Annotated in this window: 18 protein-coding genes; 8 read left to right on the top strand and 10 right to left on the bottom strand. The window is 76.6% G+C overall.

Annotated elements, in window-relative coordinates:
• Positions 1–23: 23 nt before the first annotated feature.
• The gene (locus tag WA616_RS08810; RefSeq protein WP_336028991.1) at positions 24–1574 is read left to right on the top strand and encodes a phospholipase D-like domain-containing protein; all 1551 of its coding nucleotides are present in this window, start codon (positions 24–26) and stop codon (positions 1572–1574) included.
• Between the two features lie 12 nt (positions 1575–1586).
• Here the strand turns inward: WA616_RS08810 and WA616_RS08805 are convergent, their stop codons facing one another.
• Genes WA616_RS08805 through WA616_RS08795 form a run of 3 tightly spaced genes read right to left on the bottom strand, consistent with a single transcriptional unit; the run spans position 1587 to position 5116 of the window.
• Positions 1587–2888, bottom strand: a complete 1302-nt coding sequence (locus WA616_RS08805) for a hypothetical protein (RefSeq protein WP_336028990.1) — start codon at positions 2886–2888, stop codon at positions 1587–1589.
• Positions 2885–3271, bottom strand: coding sequence for a hypothetical protein (locus tag WA616_RS08800; RefSeq protein ID WP_336028988.1), 387 nt, complete (start codon positions 3269–3271; stop codon positions 2885–2887). Before WA616_RS08800 ends, WA616_RS08805 begins: the two co-directional genes overlap by 4 nt.
• A 30-nt stretch (positions 3272–3301) precedes the next feature.
• Positions 3302–5116: a hypothetical protein gene (locus WA616_RS08795; RefSeq protein ID WP_336028987.1), complete on the bottom strand. Its 1815-nt coding sequence runs from the start codon at positions 5114–5116 to the stop codon at positions 3302–3304.
• Positions 5117–5217: 101 nt separating this feature from the next.
• Between WA616_RS08795 and WA616_RS08790 the strand changes: the two genes are divergently transcribed.
• The gene (locus tag WA616_RS08790; protein WP_336028986.1) at positions 5218–5985 is read left to right on the top strand and encodes a MerR family transcriptional regulator; all 768 of its coding nucleotides are present in this window, start codon (positions 5218–5220) and stop codon (positions 5983–5985) included.
• On the opposite strand, the gene WA616_RS08785 is transcribed toward WA616_RS08790, so the two are convergent.
• A complete protein-coding gene (locus WA616_RS08785; protein WP_336028985.1) occupies positions 5939–6160 on the bottom strand; it encodes a hypothetical protein in 222 nt (73 codons plus the stop codon). The genes WA616_RS08790 and WA616_RS08785 overlap by 47 nt on opposite strands.
• Before the next feature lie 76 nt (positions 6161–6236).
• Between WA616_RS08785 and WA616_RS08780 the strand changes: the two genes are divergently transcribed.
• The 5 genes from WA616_RS08780 (at position 6237) to WA616_RS08760 (ending at position 10509) form a co-directional block, all read left to right on the top strand.
• Entirely contained in the window at positions 6237–7118 is an 882-nt protein-coding gene (locus WA616_RS08780) for an arginase family protein (protein ID WP_336028983.1), read from the top strand.
• Positions 7119–7158: 40 nt separating this feature from the next.
• A complete protein-coding gene (locus WA616_RS08775; protein WP_336028982.1) occupies positions 7159–7932 on the top strand; it encodes an SDR family NAD(P)-dependent oxidoreductase in 774 nt (257 codons plus the stop codon).
• A gap of 12 nt (positions 7933–7944) precedes the next feature.
• Complete coding sequence (locus WA616_RS08770) at positions 7945–8469, top strand: class I SAM-dependent methyltransferase (protein WP_336028980.1); 525 nt, start codon at positions 7945–7947, stop codon at positions 8467–8469.
• A 34-nt stretch (positions 8470–8503) separates the two neighbouring features.
• Positions 8504–9691: an acyl-CoA dehydrogenase family protein gene (locus tag WA616_RS08765; protein WP_336028978.1), complete on the top strand. Its 1188-nt coding sequence runs from the start codon at positions 8504–8506 to the stop codon at positions 9689–9691.
• 122 nt (positions 9692–9813) lie between these two features.
• On the top strand, positions 9814–10509 hold the full coding sequence (locus tag WA616_RS08760) for a response regulator transcription factor (protein ID WP_336028977.1): 696 nt from the start codon (positions 9814–9816) through the stop codon (positions 10507–10509).
• On the opposite strand, the gene WA616_RS08755 is transcribed toward WA616_RS08760, so the two are convergent.
• The 5 genes from WA616_RS08755 to WA616_RS08735 form a co-directional block, all read right to left on the bottom strand.
• Positions 10491–10706: a hypothetical protein gene (locus WA616_RS08755; protein WP_139252819.1), complete on the bottom strand. Its 216-nt coding sequence runs from the start codon at positions 10704–10706 to the stop codon at positions 10491–10493. The two genes, WA616_RS08760 and WA616_RS08755, sit on opposite strands and share 19 nt — an antisense overlap.
• Before the next feature lie 71 nt (positions 10707–10777).
• A complete protein-coding gene (locus WA616_RS08750; protein ID WP_336028975.1) occupies positions 10778–11992 on the bottom strand; it encodes a PAS domain-containing sensor histidine kinase in 1215 nt (404 codons plus the stop codon).
• A gap of 139 nt (positions 11993–12131) precedes the next feature.
• Positions 12132–12821, bottom strand: coding sequence for a DUF3618 domain-containing protein (locus tag WA616_RS08745; protein WP_336028974.1), 690 nt, complete (start codon positions 12819–12821; stop codon positions 12132–12134).
• A 39-nt stretch (positions 12822–12860) separates the two neighbouring features.
• Complete coding sequence (locus WA616_RS08740; RefSeq protein ID WP_336028972.1) at positions 12861–13493, bottom strand: phage holin family protein; 633 nt, start codon at positions 13491–13493, stop codon at positions 12861–12863.
• A gap of 3 nt (positions 13494–13496) precedes the next feature.
• Entirely contained in the window at positions 13497–14384 is an 888-nt protein-coding gene (locus tag WA616_RS08735; protein ID WP_336028971.1) for a hypothetical protein, read from the bottom strand.
• A gap of 330 nt (positions 14385–14714) precedes the next feature.
• Here WA616_RS08735 and WA616_RS08730 point away from each other — a divergent pair, with 330 nt between their 5' ends.
• Positions 14715–15557: a siderophore-interacting protein gene (locus tag WA616_RS08730; RefSeq protein WP_336028970.1), complete on the top strand. Its 843-nt coding sequence runs from the start codon at positions 14715–14717 to the stop codon at positions 15555–15557.
• A gap of 24 nt (positions 15558–15581) precedes the next feature.
• Here the strand turns inward: WA616_RS08730 and WA616_RS08725 are convergent, their stop codons facing one another.
• A complete protein-coding gene (locus WA616_RS08725; RefSeq protein WP_336028968.1) occupies positions 15582–16370 on the bottom strand; it encodes an enoyl-CoA hydratase/isomerase family protein in 789 nt (262 codons plus the stop codon).
• Positions 16371–16372: the final 2 nt, after the last annotated feature.

Here is a 16372-nt window from a genome sequence, read left to right as displayed (position 1 = left end):
GCGCAGGCGGGGACACTGCCGAGGTGATCGAGAGCGCCGACGCCGCCGGGACGACCTCCCGCGCCCCCGCCGTCCCGGCGCCCCGGACCGAGCCCGTCCCGCGCCCCACCGACGACACGCTGCTCGTGCCCGGGGAGACCTGCTGGCGCATCGAGCGGGCCGACCGGCACGCCGTCTTCGTCGACGCGGCCGACTACTTCGCCACCCTCAAGCGCGCCGTGCTGGCCGCCGGGCGCCGGGTGCTGTTCATCGGCTGGGACTTCGACCCCCGCATCCGGATGGACCCGCGCACCCCCGGCCGGCCGCGCGAGGACCGCCTGGGCCACGTACTGGAGCAGGCGGTGGCCGCCAACCCGCGGCTGGAGATCGGCGTCCTGCAGTGGGACCTCGGGATGGTCGTGGCGCTCAACCGGCGCATGGCCCCGATCGTGCTGCTCAACCGGCGCACGCCCGACCGGCTGCGGTTCGCCGTCGACACCCACCACCCGCTCGGGGGCGCGCACCACCAGAAGATCGTCGTCATCGACGACTGCCTGGCCTTCGCCGGCGGCATCGACGTCACCGCCGACCGCTGGGACACCTCCGAGCACCGCGACCGCCACCCGCTGCGGCACCGGCCGCACTCCACGCGGCTGCGCGGGCCGTGGCACGACGTCACGAGCCTGGTCTCGGGCCCGGCCGCGCGTGCGCTGGGCGACCTCGCCCGCGAGCGGTGGGAGAGCGGCACCGGCGAGCACCTCGACCCGGTGGAGGACGTCGAGGCGTGCTGGCCCGAGGGCGCCGAGACCTTCCTGACCGACGTCGACGTGGCCATCTCCCGCACCCGCCCCGAGCACGGCGGCGCGGAGCTGGTGCACGAGATCGAGCTGCTGTGGCTGGCGGTGATCGCCGCCGCCCGGCGCACCGTCTACATCGAGACGCAGTACTTCGCCAACCGCCGCATCGCCGAGGCCATCGCCGACCGGCTGGGGGAGGAGGACGGGCCGGAGTTCGTCGTCCTCAACCCGCTGACGGCCGACAGCTGGCTGGAGGTGAAGTCGATGGACACCGCCCGCGCCAAGCTGCTCGAGCTGGTGCGCGAGGCCGACCGGTACGACCGCTTCCGGCTGCTGGTGCCCGTGGCCGAGGGCCGCCGGCCGATCTACGTGCACGCCAAGGTGACCTGCCTCGACGACCGGCTGCTGCGGATCGGCTCGTCGAACCTCAACAACCGGTCCATGGGCCTGGACACCGAGTGCGACGTGTCGATCGAGGCCCGCAACGGCGAGCCGCGCGAGGAGGAGCTGCGGGCGGCGGTGCTCGGCCTGCGCCACCGCCTGCTCGGCGAGCACCTCGGCGTCGAGCCGGAGCGGGTGGCGGCGGCGGTCGAGGAGCACGGCGGCTCGCTCGTGCGCGCGATCGACGCCCTGATGCGGCCCACCGGCCGATCGCTGGTGCCCTTCGAGCCGCCGGAGCTCGACCCGGTCGAGCGGTTCCTCGCCGAGACCGAGCTGCTCGACGCCGAGCACACGCCCAACCGCTGGCGGCGGGTCAAGCAGGCCTTCGCCGGCCGGCGGCGGCGCCAGCGCGGCTGAGCGGGGCGCGGCTCAGAAGCCGAACAGCAGGCCGAGCCCGGCGACGGTGAACGCCACCATGACCAGCACGAGCGGCAGCTGGTCCGACGCCGGGGCCCGGGGCGCCACCCGCAGCGCCTTCTCGTGGGCGAGCAGCACGCCGACGACGTGGCCGAGCACGACGGCGCCGACCTGCACCCAGGCGATGAGGTCCGGGCCGACCGCGCGCAGGTCGACCACGTTCGCCGCCGTCCCGAACAGGTCGGCGCCGGTGCCGAACGGGTCGCTGGCGAGGATCCACGTCGTCTGCCCGTCGAGGAGCAGCAGCGAGCAGTAGTGCGCCACGGCGTAGCCGACGGCGATCGGCACCACCGAGGCGGCGTAGAGCCGGGGCTGCGGGCCGAGCGGCAGCCGGCCCAGGCGCCCCGACAGCCGCGTGCCCAGCACGTGCAGGCCTGCGACGAGCGCGGTGCAGGCGGCCAGCCCGAGCGTGCCCGACAGCGTGTCGCCGGCCGCGCCGGGACCGGTCTGCCACCACACGGTCCGCGAGAGCCCGTCGAAGCCGGTGGAGCCGAGCAGCACCACGACGACGGCGGCCAGCCCGCGCTCGTCGGGCGTGGACATCGCGTTCGACAGCGGCGAGCGGGCGACGACCACGCCGTCGTCGCGGCGGGCGACCACGGACAGCCGGGCGAGCAGCGTCGACCAGACCTCGAAGCCGTCGCCGCGGGCGAACCAGACCTCGCCGAACCAGGCGGCCGCGGCCAGGTGCACGACCGCGTACGCGAGCAGGAACACCGCCACGGTGACCGGCTCCGCCCGGCCGGGGAACACCAGCTCCAGCCAGACGAACACCAGCAGCGAGACCGCCGCGGGCCACAGCCCCAGCGCGGGCAGCCGGGCGTCGCCCCGCGGCGGGCCGGTGAGCGGGCGCAGCGCGCGCGACACCAGCCGCAGCGGGTTGAGCACCCGCCACACCGGCCCGAGCAGCAGGCTCGCCGGCACCAGGCCCACCCAGGCGGTCACGTACAGCGCCCAGGGCGCGAGGTTGCGGTCGGTCTCCTCCGGGCCGGCCAGGGCCACGAGCAGCACGACGACGGCGACGGCGAGCGCGAGCGCCTGCAGGCCCCGGCGCAGCGGCGCGCTGCCGGCCGCGCGCTGCACCCGGGGCGGCAGCGGGTGCCCCGAGTGCGCGCCGCCGAGTCGCGGCCGGCGCCACAGGAGCAGCAGCACGGCGAAGCTGACCAGGATCGCCGCGCCCGCGCCGTAGAGGGCCAGGCCCAGGGGGAGGGGCAGGTCGGTGCGCGACCCCACCCCGTGGGCGAGGACGCTCACCCGACCTGCAGCGACAGCAGCACCGTGCCCGATCCGTGCAGCTCCGCCTCGAACACGCCGGGGAGGTCGGCGGTGAACTCCACCGTCGCGGGGGTGCCCGGCGCGAGGTCGGCGGTGAGGTCGTAGCCGTGCAGGTGCAGCTCGTCGGCGACGTCGCTGGTGACGGTGAGCGCCACCCGCTCGCCGGCGGCCACGACCACCCGGCCGGTGTCCCCGGTGACCCGCCCGCCGGCCACCTCGACGGCGACCGCCCGGACGGCGGGGGAGGAGGGCGCAGCGGACGAGGAGCCCGACGACGGGGCGGACGAGGAGGCCGACGGGGCCGGGGTGCGCGCCTCCGCGGGGGCCGTGCCCGCGCACCCGCTCAGGGCGAGGGCGAGCACGGCGCCGGCGAGCGGGAGGTGGCGGGCGCATCACCGGCCGCCCACGCCGGCCGCGACCGGGCCGTCGACGGGCAGTCCGGGGAGGCGCCCGCCGGGGCCGCCGCGGCGCGCGTACCGCCCGACGCCCCAGGAGATCGCCCCGACCACCCCGAGCGTGCAGGCGAGCACCACCAGGTTGGCCGCGGCCCACAGCCCGCCGCCGGAGGCCGTCAGCTCGCGCTGCAGGACGTCGATCTCCGGGACCGCCGACCGCGTCACGCCGTCGGTGGCGGGGACCTCCTCCGCCGGGATCGCCGGGTCCTCGGGCAGGTAGACCGGCACCGCGGCCAGCACCCGGCCGTCGTGCAGGCGCAGCAGCGTCTTCCAGTCGTCGTCGACCGGCACGGGCTCCGTGGTGCGGTACCGCCCGGGTCCGGTGCGCTCGAGGTCGGTGACCACCAGGCCCTGGCCCTGCCAGGCGGTGATCTGCACCCAGGCCGGGTCGTCGAGGGCGCCGGCCGGGTCGAGCGTCACGGTGACGTCGGCCGTGCGCGGGTCGGTGGTGACCTCGTCGACGGCCAGAGTGGCCCGCAGGTCGCCCGGCACCGTGGCGACCAGGCCGTTGGCCACCCCGCCGGCGATCGCGGCCAGCGCGAGCGCCAGCACGCCCCGGGCGACGGCGGGACGCGGCAGCCGCCGGCGCAGGCCCAGCGCGAGCAGGGCGCCGAGCAGGCCGCCGGCGACCCCGCCGACGACGGCCATCAGCGTGCCCTCGACCAAGACGTCGCCGTTCCACTCCAGCACCCGGGTGAGGCCGGTCCACACTCCCTCGACGAGGGTGCCCGCGGTGCCGACCAGCACGCCCGCGACGGCGCCGAAGGCGAGCGGGCGGCGGGCGGGCGGCCAGGCCAGCGCGAGCAGCTCGACCAGCAGCGCCGAGCCCAGGTACAGCGGGAACGTGGGCGTGATCTCGCCGAACACCGGGCCGACGAGGACGGCGATCGTGCCGCGGACGGCGAGGAAGAACACGGCGGCGGCCAGCGCGCCCCCGCGGCCCATCCAGAGCCGGGCGGCGACCAGCGCGGCGCCGGCGGCCGCGGCGACCATGAACGGCTCGAGCACCAGGCGGAACTGCGGGACGTCGAAGTCGAACTCCCCCTGGAACACCGACAGGCCGAGCAGCAGGCCGCCCATCGCCGAGGCCTGGCGCACGAACCGGGCGCGGTCGCCGGCCCGCCGGTCGCCGTCGTCGGTGGACGGGCTCCCGCGGCCCTCCATCTCCAGCACGAGCAGGCCGACGATCGACAGGCCGGCGCCGCCGATGAGCATCAGGTGGGTCGGGCCCCACAGCGTCACGTCCTGGCCGAACAGGCGGTGCCAGACGTCGTCGAGGGGGAAGCCGAGCAGCGCGTAGGAGCCCGAGGCGGTGAGCAGGACGCCGCCGACCGGCACGTCCCAGCCGCGCACGAAGCGGACGGCGGCCGGGCCGGGGCGCCCGCCGAGCGGCATCGAGCAGGCGAGCACGCCGCCGGCGAAGACGCCGAACAGGCCGAACAGGATGAGGTGGTGGGCCGGGTTGGCCAGCGGCCCCTCGTCGCGGCCGACGCCGATGTGCAGCGCGATGTCCCACAGCATCCCGAGCAGCGCGACGAGCAGCGACGCGGTCGTGAGGACGGTGGGCAGGGCCACCCAGCCGGGGACGTGGGTGGCGCGGCCGAGCGCGTCGCCGGCGCGGGCGAGCACGGTCGTGCGCCGCGTGCGGTGGGCCCACACGAGGGCGAGGAGGGCGGCCATCAGGCCGGCACCGAGGGCGGTGGCGAGCGCGACCTCACCGAGGGCGGCCCCTCCGGCGGGACGGTCCTCCACGGCGAGCAACGCTGGTCCCACGGACGTCACGGCCCCATGAGACACCGTTTGACGTGACATCGGCAAGTGACACATGCGGATCCCGTTACGATGCCGTCCTGATGGAGGCACAGGAGCAGACCCCCGGCGCGGACGACGGCGACCGGGAGTTCACGGTCGACGAGCTCGCCGCGCGGGTCGGCATCACGGTGCGCAACGTGCGCGCCTACGCCGCGCGCGGCCTGCTGCCGCCGCCGCGGCTGGTCGGGCGCACCGGCTACTACGGCCCCGAGCACGTCGCCCGGCTGCTGCTGGTCCGCGAGATGCTCGCCGAGGGCTACTCGCTCGCCGTCATCGAGCGCACCCTGGTCACCGCCCCGGCCATCGGCGGGTCGGCGTCGCTGGCGCTGCACCGGGCGCTGCTCGCGCCCTGGCTGCCGCCGGAGCCCGAGGACACCACCGCCGGGGAGCTCACGGCGCGGGCCGGCGTGCCGATCGACCCGGCCACCGTGGAGGAGCTGGTCCGCCTCGGCCTGGTCGAGCGGCTCGACGGCGACCGGCTGCGGGTCACCGACCCGTCGCTGCTGACCGCCGGCCTGCAGGTCATGCAGCTCGGCGTGCCGCCGTCGGCGCTCATCACGGCGCAGACACGGGTGATCGAGCTGGTGCGCGAGATCGCCGCCACCTACGTCGGGATGTTCCTCGAGACCGGCTGGCGCTCCCTGGTCGAGTCCGCGTCACCGCCCGAGCAGCTCGACCGGGTGGGTGACGTGATGTCCCGCCTCCAGCCGGCGGCCGCGCAGGCGCTCCTGGCCAGCTTCCGCACCGAGATGGCGGCGGCGGTCAGCGCGGCGGTCGAGGCGGAGCTCCGGGCGCTCGCGGGGGACTGAGCGGCTCCGGGCGCCCGTGCGCGCCGTCGGGCGTCTCCCGCTCCCGGGCGGCCAGCCGCCGGTCGCGCACCACGGCGGCGACCACGCCCGCGACCAGGAGCGCGGCGGGGACGGAGAAGCCGGCGGTCGCCACGAGGCTCAGCCCGTCGGTGGCGAGGGCGGTCGGACCGGACACGCCTCCATGTGACACCGTTCGATGTCACGTGTCAACCGCGACCGGTCCTGTCGGCGCCCCGCGGTAGGACCGCGGCATGAGCGCGCTCGACCTGCTGGCCGCCCCGTCGAGCGCGGCCGCGCACTGGCCCGGGCAGGAGCGGTCCTGGGCGGCGCTGGCGGAGGCCGGCCTGCCCGCGGCGCTGGCCCGCACCCGGGAGGTGGCGGTGCGCGAGCTGTTCGCCCCGGCGCGCTGGGCGGCGGGCCGGGCTCCCGAGGGCCGGGTGCGCGATGCCGGGCGCGTCGCCGCCGGCCTCGTCGCGGTGCGGGACGCGGTCGCCGGGTCCCTGGCGGCAGGACGGCTGCCGGTGGTCGTCGGCGGGGAGTGCACGACCACGGTCGGGCTCGTCGCCGGCGCCCGCGCGGCCGGGCTGCGTCCGGGCCTGGTCTACGTCGACGGCGGGGTCGACCTGCGCACGCCGGCCGACAACCCCACCGGCGTCGCGGACTCCATGGCGCTGGCTCACGTCCTCGCGCTGCCCGGGTGCGACCCCGGCCTGCTCGCCGCCGGCCCGGCCCGCCCGCCGCTCGCGGTGGACGACGTCGTCGCGGTCGGCGTGCGGGCCGCCGAGCCGGACGCCGCGACGGCCGGCCGGATCGGCCTGCGGGCGATCCCGGCCGGCGCGGTCGCGGCCGACCCGGAGGGCTCCGCCGCACGGGCCGCCGCGGCCGTCGACGGGCCCGACGGCTTCCTCGTGCACCTCGACGTCGACGTCGTCGAGTTCCTCGACCTGCCACTGGCGGACGTGCCCGACCACGGGCGGGGACTGCCGCTCGACGTCGTCGCCGCGGTGCTGCGCCTGCTGTGCGCGGCGAGCGGGTTCCGCGGGCTGTGCGTCACCGAGGTCAACCCGGACCACGCGCCGGACCCGGGCGAGGTCGGGCGGCTCGTGGCGGTCCTCACCGACGCGCTGGGCTGATCCGGGGTTCCGCGTGCCCGGAGCGGGGGAGGAGCAGGCCATGGCGACCTCCTCGTTCGACTTCACCGGCTCCGTCGTCCTCGTCACCGGGGGCGGCTCCGGCATCGGCCTGGCCATCACCCGCGCCTTCCTCGACGCCGGCGCCACCGTCGCGGTCACGGGCCGCCGGCGGGAGAAGCTGGAGGCCGCGCTGGAGGGCGTCCCGGAGGACCGCGCCGCGGCGCTCCCGGCCGACGTCTCGGACCCCGCGCAGGTGCGGCAGCTCGTCGCCGACGTCGTCGACCGGTTCGGCCGCATCGACGTCGTGGTGAGCAACGCCGCCGCGTACGAGAGCGGAGAGCTCACCGACCTGGCCGACGACGCCTGGGAGCACCTGCGCGCCACCAACGTCGACGCCTTCTTCCACCTGGCCAAGGCCGCGCTGCCGGTGCTCGCGGAGTCGCGCGGCAACCTCGTCGCCGTCTCCTCGGTCTCCGGCCTGCGCGGCGACTGGGGACAGGCCGCCTACAACGCGTCCAAGGCGGCGGTGACCGTCTTCGTGCAGTCGCTGGCGCTCGACTGGGGTGGTCGCGGCGTGCGGCTCAACGCCGTCGCCCCCGCCTTCACGTTCACCGAGATCAACGCGGACGTCCCGCGCGACGAGGCCTCCCTCGCGCCGCACGTCAACCGCGTCCCGCTCGGCCGCATCGGCGAGCCGGAGGACATCGCGCCCGCGGTGCTCTTCCTCGCGAGCGAGGGCGCCCGCTACGTCACCGGCGCGGTGCTGCCCGTCGACGGCGGCACCAGCGCGTCCACCGGCCAGGCCCACGCCTGAGACGACGCCCGCGTGAGCGCCCGCGCCTCGGACCGCCTCGCGTTCGTCGCCGGCGTGGTGGCGGCGGCGCCGGGGGAGCGGGTGCTCGAGGTCGGCTGCGGCGCGGGCGTCCTGGTGACGGAGCTCGCCGCCGCGGTCGGGGACGGGACGGTGGTCGCCGTCGACCGGTCGGCGCGGATGGCCGCCGCCACGACCCGGCGCAACCGGGCGGCCGTCGACGCCGGCCGGGTGCGGGTGCACGCCGTCCCGCTGCTCGACGCCGACCTCGCCGGGGAGCGCTTCGACGCCGCGGTCGCCGTCGACGTCCGGGCGTTCTGGACGCCCCCGGCGCCGGAGTGGGACGTCCTCGCGCGGGTGCTGGCCCCCGGCGGGCGGATGGTCCTCGGGTTCTCCGTCATGCGCCCGGAGGACCGGGAGCGCGTGCCGGCGGCCGTGGCGGAGGCGGCGGGGGCGCGCGGGTTCGCCGTCACCGCGACGGCGGAGGCGCCCACCGTGCCGTTCCCGACGGCCGCGATCGAGTTGCGCCGTCGCGGGTAGGGGAGGGGCACCCACCGACGGGAGGACCCCTGCGATGAGCGACGACACGACCGGCGCGCTGACCGGCGACCTGTACGGCTACGAGACGCTGCTGGACGACGACGAGCGCAAGGAGCTGGCCGGCATCCGGCGCTTCCTCGACGAGGAGGTCCGTCCGCGGGTCAACGACGCCTGGGCGTCCTCGGAGTTCCCGATGGACCTCGTGCCGCGCTTCGCCGAGGAGGGGATGGTCGGCCGCAGCTACGACCTCGAGCACCGGCCGCGGGCCTCGCGGCTGTTCACCGGCTTCATCGCCCTGGAGACCGCCCGCGTCGACCCGTCGATGGCCACCTTCCTCGGCGTCCACAACGGCCTGTCGATGGGCTCGATCGTGCTGCTGGGCTCCGACGAGCAGCGCGCCCGCTGGGTGCCGGGCATGGTGGCGCTGGACACGCTCGGCGCCTTCGCGCTCACCGAGCCGCACGGCGGCTCCGACGTCGCCCGCGGCCTGGAGACCACCGCCCGCCGCGACGGCGACGGCTGGGTCATCGACGGCGCCAAGCGGTGGATCGGCAACGGCACCATCGCCGACGTCGTCGTCGTGTTCGCCCGCGACGTCGCCGACGACTCGGTGAAGACCTTCGTGGTCGAGAAGGGCACCCCCGGGTTCACGCCCACGAAGATGGAGGGCAAGTACGCGCTGCGCACCGTGCAGAACGCCGACATCGTCTTCGAGGGCTGCCGGGTGCCGGCGGAGAACAAGCTCGAGCACGGCAACTCCTTCACGGACGTCAACCGGGTGCTCAAGCTGACCCGCGGCGGCGTCGCCTGGTCGGCGGTGGGCTGCCAGATGGGCGCGTTCGAGGCGGCCATCGCCTACGCCAAGGAGCGCCAGCAGTTCGGCCGGCCGATCGCGGGCTTCCAGCTGATCCAGGACCTGCTGGCCCGCATGGCCGGCAACGTGACGGCGAGCCTCGGCATGGCGGTGCGGGTGTCCCAGCTGCAGGAGGAGGGCGTGTTCCGCGACGAGCAGGCCGCGCTGGCCAAGGCGTTCGTCACCGGCCGGGCCCGCGAGACCGTGGCGCTGGCCCGCGAGCTGTTCGGCGGCAACGGGATCCTGCTGGAGAACGACGTCGTGCGGTACTTCGCCGACGCCGAGGCCCTCTACTCCTACGAGGGCACCCGCGAGATCAACAGCCTGATCGTCGGCCGCGCGCTGACCGGGGTGAGCGCCTTCGTCTGAGCCCACCCCGCCCGAGCCCACCCCACCCGGGTGAGGCGGCCCCGGCCCGGGTGGAGGCCGGCCGCGCCGCCGCCGTTGCTCCCCCCGGGGCGGCCACCGGGGCCGCCGGGACGGGAGGCGCGGTGGGCGCGCAGTCGGTGCTCGTCGTGGAGGACACCGAGGAGATCCGCGAGCTCGTGGTCACGGTGCTCGAGCGGGCTGGGCTCGACGTCCGCGCCGTCGGCTCGGGTACCGAGTGCCTGGCGGAGGTGCGCCGGTCGGCGCCCGACCTCGTCGTCCTCGACCTCGGGCTGCCCGACGGCGACGGCACGGAGGTGTGCCGGCACCTGCGCGCCGAGAGCGGCTGCTACGTCCTCATGCTGACCGCGCGGGCCGAGGAGGTCGACCTGCTCGTGGGCCTCGCGGTGGGTGCCGACGGCTACATGGCCAAGCCGTTCTCCCCGCGTGAGCTGGTGGCGCGGGTGCAGGCCCTGCTGCGCCGGCCCGCGGCCGCGGCGGTGCTGCCGGTCCCCGACGACGCCGTCGTGCGGCTCGCCGACCTCGAGGTCGACGAGGACTCCCGCGAGGTGCGCGTCGACGGCGCGCCGGTCGCCCTCACCCGCACCGAGTTCGACCTGCTCGCCGCGCTCGCGTCGCGACCGGGCCGGGTGCTGCAGCGCGAGACGCTGCTGCGCGAGGTGTGGCGCACCGACTGGGCCGGGAGCCTGCGCCTGGTCGAGGCGCACATGTCGAACCTGAGGCGCAAGCTCTCCGCCGCGGGGCTGTCCGACGCCGAGATCCGGACCGTGCGCGGGGTGGGCTACCGGCTGGTGGCCTGACCGCGCCGCGGCTCGGGCACCACGCGGGTGCCGGCGCAGCCGGTGGCGCGGGCGCGCAGCCGCCGCACCAGCACCGGGTCGGCCGCGGGCAGGTCCGGCGCGGGGGCGTCGTCGAGGAAGGCCAGCAGCCGGGCCGGCAGCTCGCCGTCGGGGCCCGGGGTCCTCCGCGCCGTGTCGCCGTCCTGCGTGGTGCTCACGATCACCAGCCTGCCACCGCCCGCGCAGGCCCTCCGCGGGACCCCCGCACGGCCGGCGCACGACGGTGTGCTCAGCGCGGCAGGACCAGCGTCGCGGTCGTGCCGCGGCCCTCCGTGCTGGCCAGCTCCAGCCGCCCGCCGTGCGCCGCCGCGATGGCGTGCGTGATGGACAGCCCGAGCCCCACGCCGGGCACCCCGGCGCGTACCGCAGTGGTCGCGCGGGTGAAGCGCGTGCCGAGGCCGGCCCGCTCCGCGCCGGGGATGCCGACGCCGGTGTCGCGGACCTCGATCGAGACCTCGCCGCCCGCGGGACTCCCCACGGCGCCGAGCCCGAGCTCCACCCGCCCGCCGCGGGGCGTGAACTTCACCGCGTTGGACACCAGGTTGTCGACGGCCTGGCCGAGCCGCAGCGCGTCGCCGGGCACGACCGGCCCGGACGCCGGCGCGGTCACCGCGAGCGTCACCCCGGCGCCGTCCGCGGTCACCTGCGCGGACTCGCCGGCGGCGCGCAGCAGCGCGGCCAGGTCGACCTCACCCGGGGTGAGCGCGAACCGGCCGGCCTCGACCTGGGCGGTGAACAGCAGGTCGCCGACCAGGCGCTCGAGCCGGGCCGCGTTGCGCTGCACCGTGCCGAGATGCCGGCGGGTGCCGGCACCGAGGTCGGGGTCGTCGAGCACGAGCTCCAGGTAGCCGAGCACCGAGGACAGCGGGGTGCGCAGCTCGTGGCTGACCAGCGCGACGAACTGGTCCTTGAGCCGCTCGGCCGCGCGCACCTCGGTCATGTCGGTGCCGACGAAGGTCCAGCCGTCCCGCCCGCCGCCGGGACCGCTGCCGTCGGAGCGCGGGGTCACCGCGACCGAGACGGTGCGGCGGGTGCCGTCGGCGGCCACGTAGGTCCAGTCGCGGACGTCGCTGCCGCACTCGGCGGCGGTGCGCACCAGCGCCGCGAGCCCCCGGCCGCCGAGCTCGGCGGGGTCGTGGAAGTCGGTGATCCGGCGGCGGCGCACCACCGCGGCGCGCGGCACGCCCAGCAGCCGCTCGGCGCCTGGGTTCCACACCCGCACGACGCCGTCGAGGTCGGTGCCCACCACCGACTGCCGGGTGATCGCGTCGACGACGCCGGTCATCGTGGCGGCGCGGGCGCGCAGCATCCGGGCGGCGACCGCCAGCTCCTCACCGCGGGCGTCGACCAGCGCGGTCAGCGTGGCCCGCTCCGCCTCGAGCTCCGCCACCCGGGCCTCGAGCGCGCGCAGCCGCGCGGCGTCGGGGGCGGTCGCCGTCGTCACAGGGGAGGGATCGGCCGGGCCGGCGCGGCGGTGCACCCGGCCGCTGGGCCGCTCACCCGGGCGGGGGGAGCCCCGGACGCGGCAGCGCCCCGCCGGGCGGACCCGGCGGGGCGCTGCAGGTGCTGCGGTGGTGCGTGCGTCAGCTGCTGGAGGCCTGGCTCTGCACCGACTCGCGGGACTGCTGGGCCTGGCCCTGCACGTCCTGCGCGGCCGACTGGCCCTCGCTCTTCACCGTCTGCGCGGCGTCCTGGGCGGTGCCCTTGACCTCCTCGACGGCGTGCTGCGCGGCCGGCTTGAGCTGCTCGCCGACCTCCTGCGCGGCCTGCTTGGCCGGGGCGAGGAGCTGGTCCTTGTGCTCGCGCAGGGCCGTCTCGGCCTGCTGGGCCAGCTGCTGCTCCTTCTGCGAGGCCGGCAGCAGGCTGGAGACCAGCCAGCCGACGCCGAAGGCGATGAGGCCGGCCGCGAGCGGGTTGCCCTGCGTCTGGCGGACCACCGCGTCGGGGGCCTGCTGGACGGCGTGGGCGGCCTGCGAGGCGGCGTCCTGCACGGTGCCGGCCGCGCCCTGCACCGAGCCGACCGCGTCGTGCGCGGTGCCCTGCACCGAGCTCAGCGCGTTCTGCGTGGTGCCGCGGGCCGAGGACCGGGTGTCGTGGGCCGAGCCCATGACGCGGTCCTTGACGTTGGCGAAGCGGCCCTTGGCCGAGGCCATGCGGCGGTCGACGACGCGCGCCGGGTTGACCTTCTCGTTGAGGGCGTCGACGTCGTAGCTGAGCTCGCGCCGCGTCTCCTCGATCTGCCGGCGGATGACGTCCGGGTCACTGCTGGTCATGTCTGCTCCAGGGAGGGTGAGGGGCCCGCAGGGCCGGGGTCAGTGGGGCTTGAGGGCGCCGGGGACCTGCTGGAGGGTCTCCACGGTCCGTTCGGGCTTGGGGTTGACCTGCCGGAACTTCTTGCGCCCCATCACGAAGGCGACGGCGCCGATGACGCCCCAGAGGACGGCCACGATGAGCGCGGCGAGGCCCGCGTCCATGACGTTCTCCAGCGCCCACCACAGGGCGAAGGAGAGGAACAGGATCGTCATGTAGCCGGCGAACCCGGCCGCGCCGAGCATGCCCGCGCCCTGGCCGGCCTTCTTCGCCTCGGTCGTGACCTCGGCCTTCGCCAGGGCGATCTCCTGGCGCATCAGGACGGAGAAGTCCTTGGTGACCTCGCTGATGAGCTCGCCGACCGAGGCGCCCTCGACGTCGGGCCGGCCGGCCTCGGTCATCGGGGTGCCGCGGTCACCGGCGTGCGCCCCGTAGGAGGCGTCGGTGTAGCCGGTGTCCTGGCCGTAGGCGGTGGCGCCCTGCTGGTAGCCGGTGCCCTGGTCGTAGCCGGTGCCCTGCTCGTAGCCGGTGCCCTGCTCGTAGCCGGGGGTCACCGCGTAGTTGGCCTGCGGCGGCTCCGGCGGGTAGCCGCTCTGGCCGCCCACCGGCGTCGCGCCGGAGTAGGGGGAGGACATGGCTCAGACCCCCTGGCCCGGACGGCGGGTCGGGTCGTCCCAGCCGGCGGGGGCGGCCGGCGGCACGACGCTGCCCTCGGGGGGCACGGTGCCGTACGGCGGGGGCGGCAGCGGGGTGCCGGTGGTCCCGGTCGTCTCGTACCCGGTCGTCGACTCGTAGCCGGTGCTCTCGTAGCCCGTGGTCGTCCCGTAGCCGGCGCCGGTGGTCTGGTAGCCGGTCGTCGTGGTGGTCTCGTAGCCGGAGTAGGCCGGCGCCGGGTCCACGTAGTTGCCCGAGCCGTAGGTCGACGTCGTCGACGACAGGCCCTGGCGCGACGACGAGTCGTCGGTGTGGGCGGCCTTGACGCCGCTGGTCAGCCGGCCGGCGACGACGCCCGCGAGGGCGGCGCCGAGCAGGAAGACGCCGGGCTTGCGGCGGGCGAAGCTGCGCACGTCCTCGAGCAGGTCGGCGGGCTCGCAGTTCTGCAGCACGTCGGCGAACTGCTGCACACGGCCGGCGCCCTCGGTGATGAGGTCGCGGGCGGGGCCGGGGGCCGGGGCGTTGCCCTCGACCATGTTGCGCAGCTGCTCGGCGAGCCCCGCCAGGCTCTGCCCGGCCTTCTGCTGCTGCGAGACGGCCTGCTGGCGCACCTGGGTGCGGCCCTGCTCGACCAGGCTCTGCGCCTGCTGCTTGGTCTCGGCGACGACGTTCTTCGCCTGGTCGGCGGCGGTCGAGGCGACCTGGCTGCCGGCCTGCTTGGCGGTCTGGCCGACGTTGCGGGCCTCGTCCTTCGCCACGTCGGTGGTCGACGGCGAGCCGGAGGTGGTGGTCGAGGTCGTACTCGTGTCCCCGTAGCCGGTCGCGCCCGAGGAGGGCGGCGGCGGGAGGGGGGCGTCGATGGAGTGGGTCATCGTTCCTCCTGAGTGGATCTCGGTCGGCATCTCGCTACCCGGGAAGCGATCACGCACACATCCCGGATCGACGGTCGTCGCCGGAGCGCATGCGCGTGGAGCAGGCCGGCGGTGGGGGCACCGCTCGGCTTGAGCCGTGGGGAAGTGCGGGTCGGACGCCGTCCGGGCAGCAGTGCTCGCCCGGGCGGCAGCGCCGGGACGGCGTCGTTCCCGCAGGCCACCGGCTACCCGGACGGGACGGTCCGGAAACGGGCTCCGGCCTGCGGGTCTGCGGGGAAGGCGCTGGTGTGCGCGGAGTAAGGTGAGCCTTCCCTGACTCGAGGAGGGCCCGTGGCCGACCCGAACGCCCGCCGCCGCCGGACGCCGCGCACCGGCACCGTCGTGCGCACCGAGCGGCTCACCCCGCACGTCGTCCGCGTCGTGCTCGGTGGCGAGGGCCTCGCCGGCTTCGCGCCGCAGCACACCGACTCGTACGTGAAGCTGCTCTTCCCGCCGCCGGGCGCCGGCTACGCCGCGCCCTTCGACGTCGAGGACGTGCAGGAGCGGCTGCCCCGCGAGCAGTGGCCGGTGACCCGCACCTACACGGTGCGTGCGTGGGACGCCGACGCCGGCGAGCTGACCCTCGACTTCGTCGTCCACGGCGACGAGGGCGTGGCCGGTCCGTGGGCGCTGGCCGCCCGGCCGGGCGACACGCTGCAGCTGTTCGGCCCCGGCGGGGCCTACACGCCCGACGCGACGGCCGGCTGGCACCTGCTGGCCGGCGACGAGACCGCGCTGCCGGCGATCGCCGCCGCGCTCGAGGTGCTGCCCGCCGGCGCCCGCGCCGAGGTGTTCCTCGAGGTCGCGGGCCCGGAGGAGGAGCAGGAGCTCACCGCCGGCGACGGCGTGCGGGTCACCTGGGTCCACCGCAGCGCGGCGCCCGGGGTGGCGCTGGTGGCCGCCGTGCTCGGCGCCGACCTGCCCGAGGGCGACGTCCACGTGTTCGTGCACGGCGAGGCGGGCTCGGTCCGGGAGCTCCGCCGGTTCGTGCGCACCGGCCTCGGCGTCCCGCGCGAGCGGCTGTCGGTGTCGGGCTACTGGCGCGTCGGCCGCACCGAGGACCGCTGGCAGGCCGAGAAGCCGGAGTGGAACGCCGCCGTCGAGGCCGAGGAGCAGGGCCTGTCGGTCGCCTGACCCGGCCCCGCCGGTGGGGTCGGGTCAGCCCCGCCAGGGGAAGCGCGGCGCCCGGCGCTCGGCGAAGGCGGCCACGCCCTCGGCGAGCTCGCCGGCCGCCGCGGTCTCCCGGTACCAGCGCCCCGCGAGCTCCTCGACGTCGTCGCCGGGGGTGCCGGCGGCCAGCGCGGCGGTGATCTCCTTGGCCGCGCGCTGGGTGAGCGCCGAACGGCCGGCGAGCACCTCGGCGAACCGTCGCACCTCGCCGGCGAGGTCGCCCGCGGGCAGCAGCCGGTCGACCAGGCCGGTGCGCAGGGCGGTCTCGGCGTCGACGAGCTCGCCGGAGTAGAGCAGGTAGCGGGTGGTGGCCGGCCCGACCAGCTGCACGAGCTGGCGGGTCGACGTCGGGGTGAAGACGATCCCCACCTTCGCCGGGGTGACGCCGAAGACGCCGGTCGGGTCGGTGAACCGCAGGTCGCAGCAGGTGGCCAGCTCCACGCCGCCGCCGATGCAGTGGCCCCGGACCATCGCGATCGTCGGCTTGGGGAAGTCGCGCAGCGCCGCCTGGGCGGCGAGGTTGTCGCGGCGCAGCCGGGCCATCGGGTCCTCGGCGTCGGGGCCGCCGAGCAGGTCGGCGATGTCGGCGCCGGCGCAGAAGCTCGGGCCGGCGCCGGTGACCACGAGGACCCGCACGTCGGGGTCCCCGGCCAGGCCGGCGAGCACGCCGGGCAGCGCCGCCCACATGGCCGCCGTCATGGCGTTGCGCTTGTCCGGGCGGTCGATGGTGAGGACGGCGACGGCGCCGTCCCGGGTCACCCGCAGGTGCTCGGTCACCG

Source organism: Geodermatophilus sp. FMUSA9-8 (assembly GCF_037034165.1).
GTDB lineage: Bacteria > Actinomycetota > Actinomycetes > Mycobacteriales > Geodermatophilaceae > Geodermatophilus > Geodermatophilus nigrescens.
This window is presented reverse-complemented; position numbering and strand designations above follow the sequence as displayed.